At 41.1% G+C, this 14877-nt stretch carries 8 protein-coding genes; all 8 read left to right on the top strand.

Annotation, left to right across the window (positions count from 1 at the left end):
- Positions 1-44: 44 nt before the first annotated feature.
- Positions 45-3119 (top strand): SusC/RagA family TonB-linked outer membrane protein, encoded by a 3075-nt coding sequence (locus BUC01_RS05165; protein ID WP_244895731.1) that lies wholly within the window; start codon positions 45-47, stop codon positions 3117-3119.
- Positions 3120-3134: 15 nt separating this feature from the next.
- Complete coding sequence (locus tag BUC01_RS05160; RefSeq protein ID WP_083595438.1) at positions 3135-4931, top strand: RagB/SusD family nutrient uptake outer membrane protein; 1797 nt, start codon at positions 3135-3137, stop codon at positions 4929-4931.
- A gap of 16 nt (positions 4932-4947) precedes the next feature.
- Positions 4948-6420 (top strand): sulfatase, encoded by a 1473-nt coding sequence (locus tag BUC01_RS05155; RefSeq protein ID WP_025834498.1) that lies wholly within the window; start codon positions 4948-4950, stop codon positions 6418-6420.
- A gap of 74 nt (positions 6421-6494) precedes the next feature.
- Positions 6495-8285 carry a RagB/SusD family nutrient uptake outer membrane protein gene (locus BUC01_RS05150; RefSeq protein WP_025834500.1) on the top strand — a complete coding sequence of 597 codons (1791 nt, stop codon included), beginning with the start codon at positions 6495-6497 and terminating at the stop codon, positions 8283-8285.
- A gap of 50 nt (positions 8286-8335) precedes the next feature.
- On the top strand, positions 8336-9634 hold the full coding sequence (locus tag BUC01_RS05145; RefSeq protein WP_025834503.1) for a glycosyltransferase WbsX family protein: 1299 nt from the start codon (positions 8336-8338) through the stop codon (positions 9632-9634).
- Positions 9635-9638: 4 nt separating this feature from the next.
- The gene (locus BUC01_RS05140; protein WP_025834505.1) at positions 9639-10616 is read left to right on the top strand and encodes a family 43 glycosylhydrolase; all 978 of its coding nucleotides are present in this window, start codon (positions 9639-9641) and stop codon (positions 10614-10616) included.
- 12 nt (positions 10617-10628) lie between these two features.
- A complete protein-coding gene (locus BUC01_RS05135) occupies positions 10629-12563 on the top strand; it encodes a glycoside hydrolase family 127 protein (RefSeq protein WP_034524660.1) in 1935 nt (644 codons plus the stop codon).
- Between the two features lie 34 nt (positions 12564-12597).
- Positions 12598-14622, top strand: a complete 2025-nt coding sequence (locus BUC01_RS05130) for a glycoside hydrolase family protein (protein WP_073312930.1) — start codon at positions 12598-12600, stop codon at positions 14620-14622.
- Positions 14623-14877: the final 255 nt, after the last annotated feature.

Below are 14877 nucleotides of genomic sequence, written 5' to 3'. Positions count from 1 at the left end.
ACAGAAAAAAAGTAGTAGTACTTGTTGGCCGGTTTTGGTCATGTTTGTTTTTCCTATGTGCAATTTCGGCTTATGCTTATGGGCAAATTGCGAAGAATGTTTCCGGTGTAATAAAAGATGCTGCCGGTGAACCAATTATTGGTGTGAATGTAGTGCTCAAAGGCGACGCTACTGTTGGTACTATCTCTGATATAGATGGTAATTACTCTCTTAAAATACCTGATAAGAAAGGAATCCTTGTCTTTTCATTTATTGGGTATAAAACGTTAGAAAAAGCAGTGCCCTCCGGTATCGCTAAATTAGATGTTATTTTGGAAGAAGATACGGAGCTGCTGGAAGAGGTTGTTGTGGTCGGATATGGCACGATGAAGAAAAAAGATGTTACAGGTTCCGTTTCTCATATTGGTAAAGAAATAATGGAAACTAAAGTGGCTACCAATGCAGTTGACTTCCTGAAGGGTAACATTGCTGGTGTTAATATTAGTGTAGATAATAATGCATCAGGTGGAGGATCTATCCAAGTGCGTGGTCCTGCTTCTTTGACGGCTTCAACTTCTCCTTTGATAGTTTTGGATGGAAACATCTATTATGGTAATATCAGTGATATCAATCCGAACGACATTGAAAGTATGGATGTACTGAAAGATGCAAGCTCGACGGCTGTCTATGGCTCTAAGGGATCTGCAGGTGTAGTGATGATTACTACAAAAAGAGGAACTTCGGAGAAACCGGTTATCAATTTGAGCGCTAAGGTCGGTATTGCGACTTTACTGGATATTCCTGATCTTCCCACCCCTCAGCAGTACATACAAAGGCGCGCTGATTACTGGAAAACCATTGACTATTTTAAACCTTCTGCCGATCAGAAAGGACTTGGATATTATGATGACCCGAATAATCTTCCGGATGGAGTGACTCAGGAACAATGGGCTGCTTATGACCCGTCCTTTTCAGGCGATTACGTTGAAACTTGGTTAACCCGTCTCCAATTGGCAAATATTGAAATTCAGAATTATAAGGCAGGAAAAACTGTCGACTGGAGAGATCACGTCTATCGTTCAGGATTCCGTCAAGATTATAATTTGTCTGCTTCGGGAAAATCGTCTCGGACTAATTATTACACTTCGCTGGGATATACTAATAATGAAGGATATAAGGTGGGAGATAGTTTCCGTACAGTTAGAGCCAGAGTGAATTTGGATACTGAAATAACTAAATGGTTGAAAGTTGGTGTTAATGCCCAGTTCGCAGACAGAGGTAATAAAGATGTTGTGGCTGACACGGGTAATGCTGATGTAATGAGTCCTTATGGTACGATGTATGAAGAGGATGGTAGTTTGAAGATATATCCGACCGATGATGCTCGAATTGTTAATCCGTTATTGTCCAATCAGGTAGATCAAAAGTTTTATAAAACTCAAACTTTGACATCTACAATTTACGGTAAACTGACTCTTCCTTATGGACTGAGTTTTCAGACAAATTTTAATACTCGTTATGGCTGGAGAAAGCAGTATTATTATAAACCTGACATTAAACCTGGTATTGTAGAAGGAGGTGAAGCGAGTCGCGATGAATACTCTGATTATGAGTGGGTGATTGACAATATGTTAAAATGGAATTATACCCTTGCAAAGATCCATAATCTGGATGTCACTCTTTTGTATAGTGCGGAGAAATATCAATTCTGGAATACGGTTGCCAACAACGAGGGCTTTATCCCGAGTGGAGTTTTAGGATTTCATAATATGAATGCCGGGATTAATCCTGTTACGTCTTCGAATGATGAAGCGCAAACAGGCAATGCTTTGTTGGCGCGTTTAAATTATTCGTTGATGGACCGTTATTTGTTGACCGCATCTGTACGTCGGGACGGCTTCTCTGCCTTTGGTTTGGAAAACCCTTATGGAACTTATCCGGCTTTTGCATTTGGATGGCGTATGTCTGAAGAGGATTTTATTCAGAAACTGGGATTTGTGGACAATCTGAAATTACGTTTTTCTTGGGGAGAAAATGGTAATCGGGACATCGGTCGTTATGCTGCTCTGTCACGTCTGAAAGTGACAGACGCTATCATTGGAGGAGAAAATATAAAAGGTGTATATACTAACAATTTGGCTAATGGTAAGTTGAAATGGGAAAGGACCAGAGCCATGAATCTGGGATTGGACTTTGGATTGTTGGGTAACCGCTTATCCGGTGTACTGGATATGTATTATAATAAAACGACTGATTTGATTGTTAACCGTTCATTGCCAACGATAACTGGTTTTAGTAGTGTTATTGCTAATCTTGGGCAGGTTGATAATAAGGGTTTGGAGCTGACACTCACCAGTGTTAATGTTAGTATTCCCAAGAAAGTGCATTGGTCAACTACGTTTATATACTCTACTAACAAGAATACGATTAAACATTTGTATGGGAAAATGGTAGATGTGAAAGACGCGGAAGGCAATGTGATTGGCGAGCGTGAAGATGATGACGTACAGAATGGCTGGTATATAGGTCATGGCATTAAAGATATTTATTACTATAAATGGACAGGGGTTTGGCAGCTTGGCGAAGAAGAGGAGGCTAAAAAATACGGAAAGCAACCGGGTGATCCTAAACTTCTCGATGTTGATCAGAATGGTAAGATCACGGAGGATGATAAAGTGTGGTTAGGTTCACGGACTCCTCGTTATCGTATGTCGTTACGCAGTGATTTGAATCTATTCGATTGTTTGGACTTTTCTTTTGTTCTTCGTGGAGAATTTAATTTCTTGGGTGAGGACAACTTGAGAAGAAATGAGGATAATCGTTTCTTTGATCGTTCCAACTCTATCATGACTGAATATTGGACACCTTGGAATCCCAATAATGAGTATGCTCGTTTAGGAGCTAATTGTGGTAATCCTTCCGTCCTGATATTTAAGAAGAGGGATTTTGTTCGTATGCAGAATATTTCACTTGCATATACATTCCCTAAAACTCTCTTAAAGAAATTTGCAATTGAAAATCTGAAGGTCAGTTTGAATGTCGATAATGCGTTTGTTTTGACGAAGTGGAACTATTATGATCCGGAGAATATGGGAACCTGTCCTCGTATTTGGACTTTGGGAGTGAATGTGACTTTATAATAAATTTATAATAAAATGAGAATAATAAAGATAACTGTTAGATTTATTACTGCCAGTTTGTTGGTAATAAGTAGTACGTCATCTTGTGTTGATCTTACTCCGGAACCTTTATCATTTTATGCCCCAGAGAATACATTTATGGATAAAGAGGGGTTGGATGCTTTACTTGTTACATCGCGTAAACAAATTAAATGGGAATGGTTTGGTGATGCTTTTAACGCTGGTTATTGTGAGACTCCGATTGTTTATGAATATGCTTTTTCTGATTTATCCGTTATAGGTTCTCCGCCTGTAAAAGAGATACATGATTTAAAAACTCAGTTGACTCCAACAACGAATGCAGCATTGCATCTTCGTTACTGGGATTTAGCATGGAATGGGATTAAGTATGCTAATTGTGTAATCACTCGTGTCCCTAAATCAAACATCACAAGCGAGGAGGATAAAAATCAACTTCTTGCTGAAGGTTACTTCCATAGAGCATACTGGTATTATTTGTTGGTTCATCAGTGGGGGGATGTACCTCTTATATTGGAGGAGATATCAGAGCCTAAGCTTGATTTCTACTCAACTCCGAGGATGAAAATTCTGCAACAGATGAAACTTGATATGGAATTTGCAGTAAAGTGGCTTCCAAAAGAAGTTAAACCAGGATGTGTGAGTAGAGCGGCAGGTGAACATTTGCTTACAAAAATATATTTATCAACGGGAGATTTTGAGGATGCCGTTGAATCTGCCACTCGTTGCATAAAGGAGAATGGATTACATTTAATGACAGGACGTTTTGGTATTAATGCGGCTAACCCTGAGTTAGATGTGATAAATGATTTGTTTAATGAAGAGAATATAAGTTCCAGCGAAAATAAAGAAGCTATATTCGTAGTTCAGGAACGTTTCGGAGTAGAGGGTAACGTTGCACCTAAGGGCTCTAACAGGATGCGTAATTTTGTGCCTTATTGGTGCAATGGGGCTGATGTTAAGACTCCGGACGGGAAGAACGGGACGACATATGATGCAGGACCTTATGATGGATATTCTTTACTCGATACTTTAGGGCGGGGAATTGCGAAGATACGTCCTACAAATTATGGACAGTATGAGATATGGAATAATTGTAAGCAGGATATGAGACATAATCGTAATAACTGGTATGATATTTCTCGTTTGTGGTATAATCGGCCTCCATCTAAAGGGGGAAGTGCTAAATGGTTTGGAAAGCAAGTGCAAAGAGAATTTGTCAAGGATACGATGCGTTGCTATTTTTCTTTTCCTATTAATAAGGTCTTGATTTATAAGGATGATCTTAATAAAGGAAAAACTCCTACGGGTGGTTTTACTGATCAATATGTATTTCGGTTGGCTGAGACATATTTAATGCGGGCAGAAGCTTATTATTGGTTAGGTAATATTTCCGAAGCGAAGAATAATGTAAATGAAATACGTAGACGAGCTAATGCCCCTGAATTGTCATCAGTCTCATTAGATGATATTTTGGATGAACGGGCAAGAGAGTTATATCTTGAGGAGCATAGAAAGGTGGAGTTGACGCGGATTGCTTTCTTAAAGGCGCAGATGGGGCTTGAAGGTTATTCTTTGAATAACTTCTCGAATAAGAACTGGTATTTCGATAGGATTATGAAAAAAAATAATTTTTATGCAACCCAATATTTTTATTCAAGTAATCCATATGTAATGGAACCATACCATGTCTTGTGGCCAGTACCTTTGACTGCAATAACTTCAAATACTCAAGGGCGAATTAATCAGAATATTGGCTATTTTGGAGCTGAGGATAATATCCCTGTTGAATAGTTAAACAGATAGGCTTATGCGAAAAAAATATTTATTGTTATATACTTGTTTGTTAGTTACTGCCTTACACATCAATGCTCAATGCAAGCAGAGGAAAAGGCCTAATGTTCTTTTTATCTGTATTGATGATTTGCGCCGTGAATTAGGGGTATATGGTTCGGAAGTTATAACTCCTAATATCGATGGATTAGCAGCAGAAGGAAGTTTGTTTCTTCATCATTATGCTCAGGTTCCTACGAGTGGTGCATCCAGAGCATGTATGCTCACAGGATGCTTGCCTAAGAACAAAAATGATTTATCAAATGAAGCTTGCAAAATTAGGCTTTCGAGTAAGGCGGAAGGAGATGAACCGGAAACTTTATTTCATCAATTAAAAAGAAACGGTTATTACACAGTTGGCATTGGTAAAATCAGTCACTATGCTGATGGTTATCTTTATGGATACTCAAAACCGGTGAGTCAGAAACTGGAATTGCCTTATAGTTGGAGTGAAATGCTCTTTGATGCGGGAAAATGGGGAACCGGTTGGAATGCTTTTTTTGGTTATTCGGATGGCTCTAATCGTCAAAGTCGGAGTAAGGAAGTTAAACCCTATGAATGTGCAGATGTGCCAGACGACGGATACCCTGATGGATTGACTGCTAATTTGGCTGTTAGTAAGCTTAAGGAGCTTTTGAATAGAGAACAACCTTTTTGCTTAGCGGTAGGCTTTTTTAAACCTCATCTTCCTTTCGCAGCTCCTCAAAAGTATTGGGATATGTACGATGAAAAGAAACTTCTATTATCGCCAATTCCTGATCTGCCAGATGGTTGCTCTAAACTAGGATTTCACAACAGTGATGAATTTAATGGATACTTACTGGGTGAAGAAAAGGCATCATTAAATCAAAGAGTATCAGATGCATATGCTCGTAAATTGCGTCATGCTTATTATGCATGTATCAGTTATGTTGATGCTCAAGTTGGGAAATTATTAGATGTGCTTAGAGATACGGGAGAGTTTGATAATACCATCATTGTGTTATGGGGTGATCATGGCTGGCATTTAGGTGATCATAGAATCTGGGGAAAGCATACTTTATATGAAACCGCTCTTAGTAGTGCTCTTATTATAAAAGCGCCTATGATGAAAAAAGGTGTCAAAAATGAAAGAATTGTGAACTCAGTTGATATCTATCCTACCTTGATGGATTTGTGTGGGGTACAATGCCCCAAGAGGTTAGATGGGAACAGCCTGATAGAGCTACTTAATGACCCTAAAGATGTGGATTGGAAAGATGTCTCTTATAGTTATTTTAATAATGCAGTTTCCGTTAGGGTACCTAAATATCGTTTAATACAATATTGGCATGATAATGACAGTGTATTAGAGCTTTATCAGTATAACAAAGATACTTTTGAAAGAAAGGATATAAGTAAGAATAAAAGTAAAATTGTAAAGTCTTTATTGCCGATATTGAAAGAAGGATGTATGAATACTGCCTTCTAAGTGTAAAAATATATATTTAGAACAGTATATGTTAGTTGAAAATATTGTATATGAATTATGAAATAGTTATTGATATGAGAAAGATAAAAAAAATGGCTCGGTATATTCCGGTCTTTTTGCTGACAGGCTTGATGTCATGTGTTGATCTTGACCCGGAACCTTTGTCCTTTTTTGCTCCAGAGAATACTTTTATGGATAAAGAAGGTTTGGATGCTTTGCTTATCACATCCCGAAAGCAAATCAAGTGGGAGTGGTTTGGTGATGCTTTTAACGCAGGTTATTGTGAGACACCGCTTGTTTACGAATATGCTTGGTCCGACCTTTCAGTGATAGGAGCACCGGAAGTAAAGGAAATACATAACCTAGAAACTCAGCTTACGCCAACCACCAATATGGCCTTGCATCTTCGATACTGGGATCTGGCATGGAATGGGATAAAATATGCTAATACTGTCATTAGTCGTGTTCCAAAGTCTAGCATAACTAACGAGGAAGATAAAAACCAGCTTTTGGCTGAAGGTTATTTCCACAGAGCCTATTGGTATTATTTATTGGTTCATCAGTGGGGGGATGTACCTTTGATATTGGAGGAAGTTGCCGAGCCTAAACTTGATTTTAATTCGGCTTCGCGAATGAGTATTCTGCAACAGATGAAGAGTGATATGGAATTCGCAGTGAAATGGTTGCCTGTCAATGTAGAACGCGGATGTGTAAGTAGAGCTGCCGGAGAACACTTGTTGGCAAAGATTTATTTGTCTACCGGTGACTTTCAGCTGGCTGTAGAAGCGACGACGCGATGCATCAATGATTATGGGCTGCATCTGATGCGTGAACGTTTCGGAGTAAATGCATCTAATCCGAAACTGGATGTTTTTAATGATTTGTTTCAGGAGGATAATATCAGTGCGATAGAAAACAAGGAAGCCATTTTTGTAGTTCAGGAAAGATACGGAATAGAAGGAAATGTGGCTCCTAAAGGCTCGAACCGTATGCGCAATTTTGTACCTTATTGGAGCAATGGCGCTGCTGTAAAGACACCTGATGGGAAAAACGGAACAACTTATGATGCAGCACCTTATGACGGATATGAACAGGTGGAAGAATTGGGGAGAGGCATTGCTAAAATCCGTCCGACCAATTATGGACAGTATGCACTTTGGAAAAATTGTGGTGCTGATTTGCGTCATAATGAAAACAATTGGTATGATATTTCCCGGCTCACTTACAATCGTCCGGCTTCCAAGGGAGGGAGTGCAACCTATTTTGGAAAGCCCGTTGAACGTAAATTTGTTTCAGATACAATGCGTTGCTATTTCTCTTTCCCGACAGTCAAAGTGCTTATTTATAAGGATGACCTGAATAAAGGGAAGGCTCCGGCCGGTGGATTTACCGACCAATACGTATTCCGCCTGGCGGAAACTTATCTGATGAGGGCTGAGGCTAACTATTGGTTGGGCAATATCCCAGCTGCGACAAGTGACGTTAACGAGATACGCAAGCGTGCCAAGGCACCGGAACTTTCTACCGTATCATTGGATGATATTTTGGATGAAAGGGGAAGAGAGCTTTATATAGAAGAACATCGCAAGGTGGAACTGACCCGTATCGCTTTCTTAAAGGCACAATTGGGTAAGGATGGATATTCTCTTCAAAATTTCTCAGAGAAGAATTGGTATTATGACCGTGTGATGGAGAAAAACAATTTCTTTGCATCCCAGTACTTCTATTCTACCAATGCCTTTGTCATGAAACCCTACCATGTTTTATGGCCGGTGCCTCTGACAGCTATAACTTCAAACACCCAAGGACGGATTAACCAGAATATTGGTTATTTTGGAGCTGAGGATAATGTACCGGTGGAATAAGTCTGAATAACAATCAAAACAATTAAATAGTAAAAACGATGAATGCAAAAATGAGAAATCGCGTAGGTAAACTTATTATATGTCTTTTATTAATAGGTTTGATGCCTGCTTATGCACAGAAAAAGGGGAAAGAAAAAGTCTATCGTCTCCCTGATGACTTGGAAACGCTTGCCGGAGATCCGGACTTGCTGAAAAAGCCGGAGGGGCTGACTGTTGCCGCTTATGCTTTTCCGAATTATCATCCTTCGGCCTTGCATAACAAACTATATGCACAAGGGTGGACGGAGTACAATCTGATCAGAAGTGCACGTCCCTGGTTTGATGGTCACCAACAGCCGCGCACTCCTTTGCTGGGTGAACTGGATGAAAGCAAACCTTCCACATGGGAAGTTTACAATAAGCTTTGTAAGCAAAGTGGTATTGATGTACTGATTTGGGACTGGTACTGGTATGATGGCAAGCCCTGCCTTCATGAGGCTTTGGAGAACGGCTTTTTGGAATCCAACAATGTGAACGATGTGAAGTTCGCCTGTATGTGGACCAACCATCCCTGGTATGTATTATATCCGACGAAAAGAACCGATGGAAGTAATGCCTATCCTCCAAGTTATGATGCGCCCGACTTCTCAAAGGAAGAGTGCTGGAAGAGTCTCTCATACATGATTTCCAGATATTGCCATCTTGAAAACTATTGGAAAATTGACGGTAAGCCGGTTATATGTATTTGGGATGCCCGTCGTCTGGAATCTAAATTAGGCATTGCGGGGGTAAAGCAATTGTTTGCGGAACTGACCGAATATGCGAAGAAGTTAGGGCATAAAGGACTTCATTTCCACGTCACAGGTTTCAGTTGCGGGAATATGAAGGAAGAAGGATACAGCACAGTTGGTTCGTATAATCCGATGGACTGGATTGCCGGACGTTTCCAGCCGAAAGAAATCGAATTGCCTGATTACGGAACAGTGGCTGCAGATGTTGCATTCAAGCTTTGGGACGAGCATCATGCCCAGTTTGACATTCCTTATATTCCTGCTTTGGCGCCGGGATGGGATTCTACTCCGCGCTACATCGCCCCGCAAAGTCGTCCGGAGAAACCGAATCGCAGCCAATGGCCGGCATGCACTATCTTTAAGAATGAGAATCCGGCTTCGTTTAAAGCTTTTGTCCAATCTTCGTTTGTATATCTGAATAAACATCCTGAAGTTCCCCGTATTCTCACTATTGCCTGTTTCAACGAGTGGTCCGAAGGCCATTATCTGCTGCCTGACAACCGTTTTGGATATGGCATGCTTGATGCGTTGGGAGAAGCGTTGGGTAAAGGAAGTAATCATCAAAAACATGGGAAATAGGTCTATGAGAAGATTATTTCTGGCATTGGTATTTCCTGCCATAAGCGTATTGCTTATGGCAGGAGGTCCGGTCAAAAGCTACAAGAATCCGGTAGTAGATTATAGTCTTCCGGATCCTACGGTAATTAAGGGGGATGATGGATATTTTTATTTATATGCTACTGAGGATATTCGTAACATGCCTATTCATCGTTCAAAAGATCTGATAAACTGGGAATCTGTCGGTACGGTTTTCACCAAAGAAACGCGTCCTACTTTTGAACCTAAAGGTGGACTATGGGCTCCGGATATCAATAAAATAGGCAATAGATATATACTCTATTATTCGATGTCCCGTTGGGGAGGAGAATGGACTTGCGGCATTGGAGTGGCTACCGCAGAAAAGCCGGAAGGTCCTTTTATTGATCACGGAATGATGTTCCGTAGTAGTGATATTGGCGTACAAAATTCTATCGATCCTTTTTATATTGAAGAAAATGGGAAGAAATATTTGTTTTGGGGAAGTTTCCGGGGAATTTACGGGATAGAATTGAGTCAGGATGGACTTGCCGTAGCTCCGGGAGCGATAAAGAAACAAATAGCCGGAACAGCGTATGAAGGAACCTATATTCATAAAAGGAACGGCTATTATTATCTGTTTGCTTCTACCGGTACATGCTGTGAAGGGCTGAAGAGCACATACCAGACAGTCGTAGGACGTTCTGATAACCTATGGGGGCCTTATGTGGATAAGAAGGGTAACCTAATGCTCGAAAATAATCATGAAATATTGATTCATAAGAACAAGGATTTTGTGGGTACCGGACATAATGCGGAACTCGTGGCGGATAAAAACGGTGATGACTGGGTTTTGTATCATGGAGTCAGCGTTGCCAATCCTTCCGGTAGGGTTTTATTGCTGGACAAGGTGATTTGGAAAGAAGGCTGGCCAACAGTCAAGGGGAATTCAGCTTCCAAAAAGGCAAAGAAACCTTTATTTTAAAGAATTTGAATAATGGAGACCTGTAATCGATTTATAAAAAGATTGATGCTCTTGTTGGCGGGATGGGGTGCGGGAGGTGTATTTGCATTCTCTCAATCCCTTCCAGCACCGGTTCCTGAAGAAACTGTTTATTTCCCATTGAAAGATATCCGTTTGCTTGATAGTCCTTTTTTAGATCTTCAACAAAAGGGGAAAGAGTATCTTCTTTGGTTAAATCCTGATTCTCTTCTTCATTTTTATCGGATTGAAGCGGGATTGCCGCCAAAAGCTGGGGCGTATGCCGGCTGGGAGTCGCAAGATGTGTGGGGAGCGGGACCTCTCAGAGGAGGATTCTTGGGCTTTTATCTCTCGTCGGCATCGATGATGTGGCAAGCTACGGGCGATAAAGAGTTGCTGAGAAGGTTGAAGTATGTGGTAAAGGAGTTGGCGCGTTGCCAGAAGGCGGGGAAAGACGGTTTTATCTTAGGAATTAAGGATGGACGGAAATTGTTCAGTGAAGTGGCTTCTGGGAGGATACAAACTAATAATCCAACTGTTAATGGCGCTTGGGCACCGGTTTATCTAATAAATAAGATGATGCTTGGTCTTTCTGCGGCTTATACTCAGTGTGGCAGTAAGGAAGCGCTGTCCGTGCTGATTCGCTTGGCAGACTGGTTTGGGTTTCAGGTATTGGACAAATTAACTGACGAACAGGTACAACGACTATTGGTCTGCGAACATGGTTCTATTAACGAATCATTTACAGATGTCTACGCATTAACGGGTGAAAAACGTTTTCTCGACTGGGCGGGCAGACTGCATGACAAAGCGATGTGGATGCCTTTGTCGCAAGGAAAGGACATCCTTTTCGGATGGCATGCGAATACTCAGATTCCTAAATTTACCGGATTCCAGAAATACTATTTGTATACGGGAGACGAGCGCTTCTTGACTGCCGCAATGAACTTTTGGAATATCGTGGTTCATAATCATACCTGGGTGATAGGGGGAAATAGTGTAGGAGAACATTTCTTTCCGGAAGAGGAGTTTGAGAAGAAGATGCTACTTCTTAGCGGACCTGAAACGTGCAATTCCGTCAATATGTTACGTTTGACAGAAAGCCTTTTCAGTCTTCGCCCGGACGCTGAGAAATCTGCTTATTATGAACGGGTGCTCTTTAACCATATTCTATCTGCATACGATCCTGAAAAAGGTATGTGTTGTTACTTCACCCCGATGCGTCCGGGACATTATCGGATATACGCTTCCAGAGACAGCTCGTTCTGGTGTTGCGGACATACGGGACTGGAAAGTCCCGCTAAATTGGGGAAGTTTATTTATAGCCATGATAGCGACGGAGTTAGAGTCAATTTGTTTATTCCATCGGTTCTTTCATGGAAAGATAAAGGAGTTGAGCTGACGCAACATTGTAATCTTCTTGAAACTGACGAAGTGGAGTTTAGATTAAAGGCAAGGAGGGAGCAACGTTTCGTGCTCCGTATTCGGAAACCTGAGTGGATGAAGAATCCGACTTTCATTATCAATGGTAAAGAAGAAGAATTAGTTACGGATAGTTCCGGTTATTGCCTGTTTGACAGAGTATGGGCACATGATAATAAAATTGTTTTGAAGTATTCTATGAAGCCCTATATTGAGAGATTGAAAAAGTCAGATAAATATGTGGCACTATTATATGGTCCTTATGTCTTGGCCGGACGTTTTGGGAAGAAAAATCTGCCCGATAGTTTTTGGAGTACAATGAACAATACGGCAAGAAGGGAATTGGACTTGAAAGAGATACCGTCTTTGGCATATGTTGCGGACGCGGTTGCAGATAATTTAAAGGTTATAAGCCGAAACCCGCTGCGTTTTTCTCTGCCAATGAACGGAACTAAGGAGATAACGATTGAACCTTTTTATAAGATTCATTTTGAACGATACATTATTTATTGGTTGACAGAACGTTGAAACGTTCTAAATTATAATAAAAAGAAGATTGAATATGAGGTTAAAAAGATTGTTTTTAGGCGTAATGCTTTTAGTGGGCATTGTCCAAGTAGGAGCGGTAAACTATGTTTCGGAGAATATTTCTGTTTCTCTAAAGGTGCCGGGGAATAATGCTAAGCGCTATTCATTGACTTTGCAGAAGATGCAAGATGGCAGCACATACAATTGCCAGGCAAATGAAGAATTGCCCTTGCTTATTACCCGTAAAGTAACAGGGAAAGACGGAAAGCAACGTGTCAATGTTGTGATTAAGGCTTTGGAGAATGTGTATTTCAATTATGGAGAGCAAGTAAAGACTGGTTATAAACATGTCGACTGCCAATTCTATATGCCGGGATTCTGGTATCGCCGTAATCTGCGTTCTCCGGAAAAGGCGCCTTCATTCCATACCTCTGATAGTTGGTTGGTTCGTGAGGACCGTTTAAGTACTCCGTTGACAGCTATTTTCAACCCGGTCAACGGGAAAGCAATGTCAGTGATCCGTATCGATAAGTTCGATAAGGACGCATTGGTCACTCATAAGGAAGGTGAAGTGATTGTATCCGGTGAAACTTCTATTGGCTATACGGGTTTTGAGAATATCGGAGGTGTGAGCGTGCTCTCTTTTGGCTTTCCATATAAGGAAGCTCCGAAGACCTATATTCGCAAGCTGACATTGGCTCCTGCTGTTGAGGCTTTCCAGTTGCTTCGCAAGGGCGATAGCATTTCATTGACTTGGGAATTGGCGGAAATAAATGTGGCTGACTTCTCCGAATGTGTACAGCGCACTTGGGAGTATAGCTATGATACTAATCGTCCGCAACCTGTCAATACGCATTATACGGTAGATCGGATGAAAGAAGTGATGAGCAACTTTTTTGTAGAAAGCTATGTGGATAATACATCTACCCACTATTACTCCGGTGTAGAGTTGGAAACAGCCACTTGTGCCAGTACGGATGTTGCCGAAGTTGGCTTTGTTGGACGCACATTGCTCAATGCTTTCAACGCTTTGGAGTATGGGGCGCAACAAAACCGTTCGGATTTGGTGGATAATGCCAATAGTGTTTTCGATACTTATCTTCAGAATGGTTTTTCCCAAGCCGGATTTATTAACGAAGTCGTTCACTACAACCGTGAATCGAAAGATCCTGTTCATAGCATCCGTCGTCAGTCGGAAGGCGTATATGCCGTACTGAACTATTTGAACTACGAGAAGCAACAAAAGCGTAGACATCCTGAATGGGAGAAACGCATCAAAGGTATGCTGGACAGTTTCCTGCGTTTGCAGAATGCAGACGGCAGTTTCCCTCGTAAATTCAAGGACGATTTCTCTATCGTAGACGAGAGCGGTGGTAGCACTCCTTCGGCTACTCTGCCTTTGGTAATGGCCTACAAATACTTTAAGGATAAGCGCTATCTGGCAAGTGCAAAACGCACGGTAGACTATCTGGAGAAGGAACTGATTACCAAATCCGATTATTTCTCTTCAACATTGGACGCTAATTGTGAAGATAAAGAGGCTTCTTTGTATGCTGCTACAGCTACGTATTATCTGGCTCTGGTTACTAAAGGAACAGAACGCGCCCATTATGCAAAGCTGGCAAAGAAAGCTGCTTATTTCGCTTTGTCCTGGTATTATACTTGGGACGTTCCTTTTGCAGAAGGACAAATGTTGGGTGACATTGGTTTGAAAACTCGCGGTTGGGGTAACGTATCAGTTGAGAATAATCACATTGACGTGTTTGTTTTTGAATTTGCGGATGTATTGCGCTGGCTTGCCAAAGAATATAACGAGACTCGTTTCTCGGATTTTGCTAAGGTGATTTCCACTTCTATGCGTCAGTTGTTGCCTTATGAAGGCCATATGTGCGGCATTGCCAAAGTGGGTTATTATCCCGAAGTAGTGCAGCACACCAACTGGGACTATGGACGCAATGGAAAAGGATATTATAATAATATCTTCGCTCCGGGCTGGACGGTCGCTTCTTTATGGGAACTCTTTTCTCCGGGACGGGCAGAAGAGTTCTTGCAGAAATAAAGGGAGGTTATGCATCTTTGCATTTGAGGAATCATGCGGAGACGAACTAAAAATGCAACGTGCAGGAGATATAACTCATGCACGTTGCATCTATATATCCTGCATGTCCGGTATATAGTTCCAGCGTATCCCATCTATATATCCAGCGCGTCCCATCTATATAGGGATATTCCTAAAATAATAAAATTTAAGGCAACTAATTCATTGCGAGTTAGTTGCCTTTTTTGTATCTTTAAGCATTCCCCCCAAAAAACG

The sequence above is a fragment of the Bacteroides stercorirosoris genome, assembly GCF_900142015.1.
GTDB lineage: Bacteria > Bacteroidota > Bacteroidia > Bacteroidales > Bacteroidaceae > Bacteroides > Bacteroides stercorirosoris.
The sequence above is the reverse complement of the archived record's forward strand: the minus strand, read 5'-3'. Positions and strand labels throughout refer to the sequence as shown.

Excerpts from the sequence above, each read along its gene's own strand:
- BUC01_RS05160 (WP_083595438.1), top strand. The coding sequence starts at position 3,135 with ATGAGAATAATAAAGATAACTGTTAGATTTATTACTGCCAGTTTGTTG.
- BUC01_RS05155 (WP_025834498.1), top strand. The coding sequence starts at position 4,948 with ATGCGAAAAAAATATTTATTGTTATATACTTGTTTGTTAGTTACTGCC.
- BUC01_RS05150 (WP_025834500.1), top strand. The coding sequence starts at position 6,495 with ATGAGAAAGATAAAAAAAATGGCTCGGTATATTCCGGTCTTTTTGCTG.
- BUC01_RS05145 (WP_025834503.1), top strand. The coding sequence starts at position 8,336 with ATGAGAAATCGCGTAGGTAAACTTATTATATGTCTTTTATTAATAGGT.
- BUC01_RS05140 (WP_025834505.1), top strand. The coding sequence starts at position 9,639 with ATGAGAAGATTATTTCTGGCATTGGTATTTCCTGCCATAAGCGTATTG.
- BUC01_RS05135 (WP_034524660.1), top strand. The coding sequence starts at position 10,629 with ATGGAGACCTGTAATCGATTTATAAAAAGATTGATGCTCTTGTTGGCG.
- BUC01_RS05130 (WP_073312930.1), top strand. The coding sequence starts at position 12,598 with ATGAGGTTAAAAAGATTGTTTTTAGGCGTAATGCTTTTAGTGGGCATT.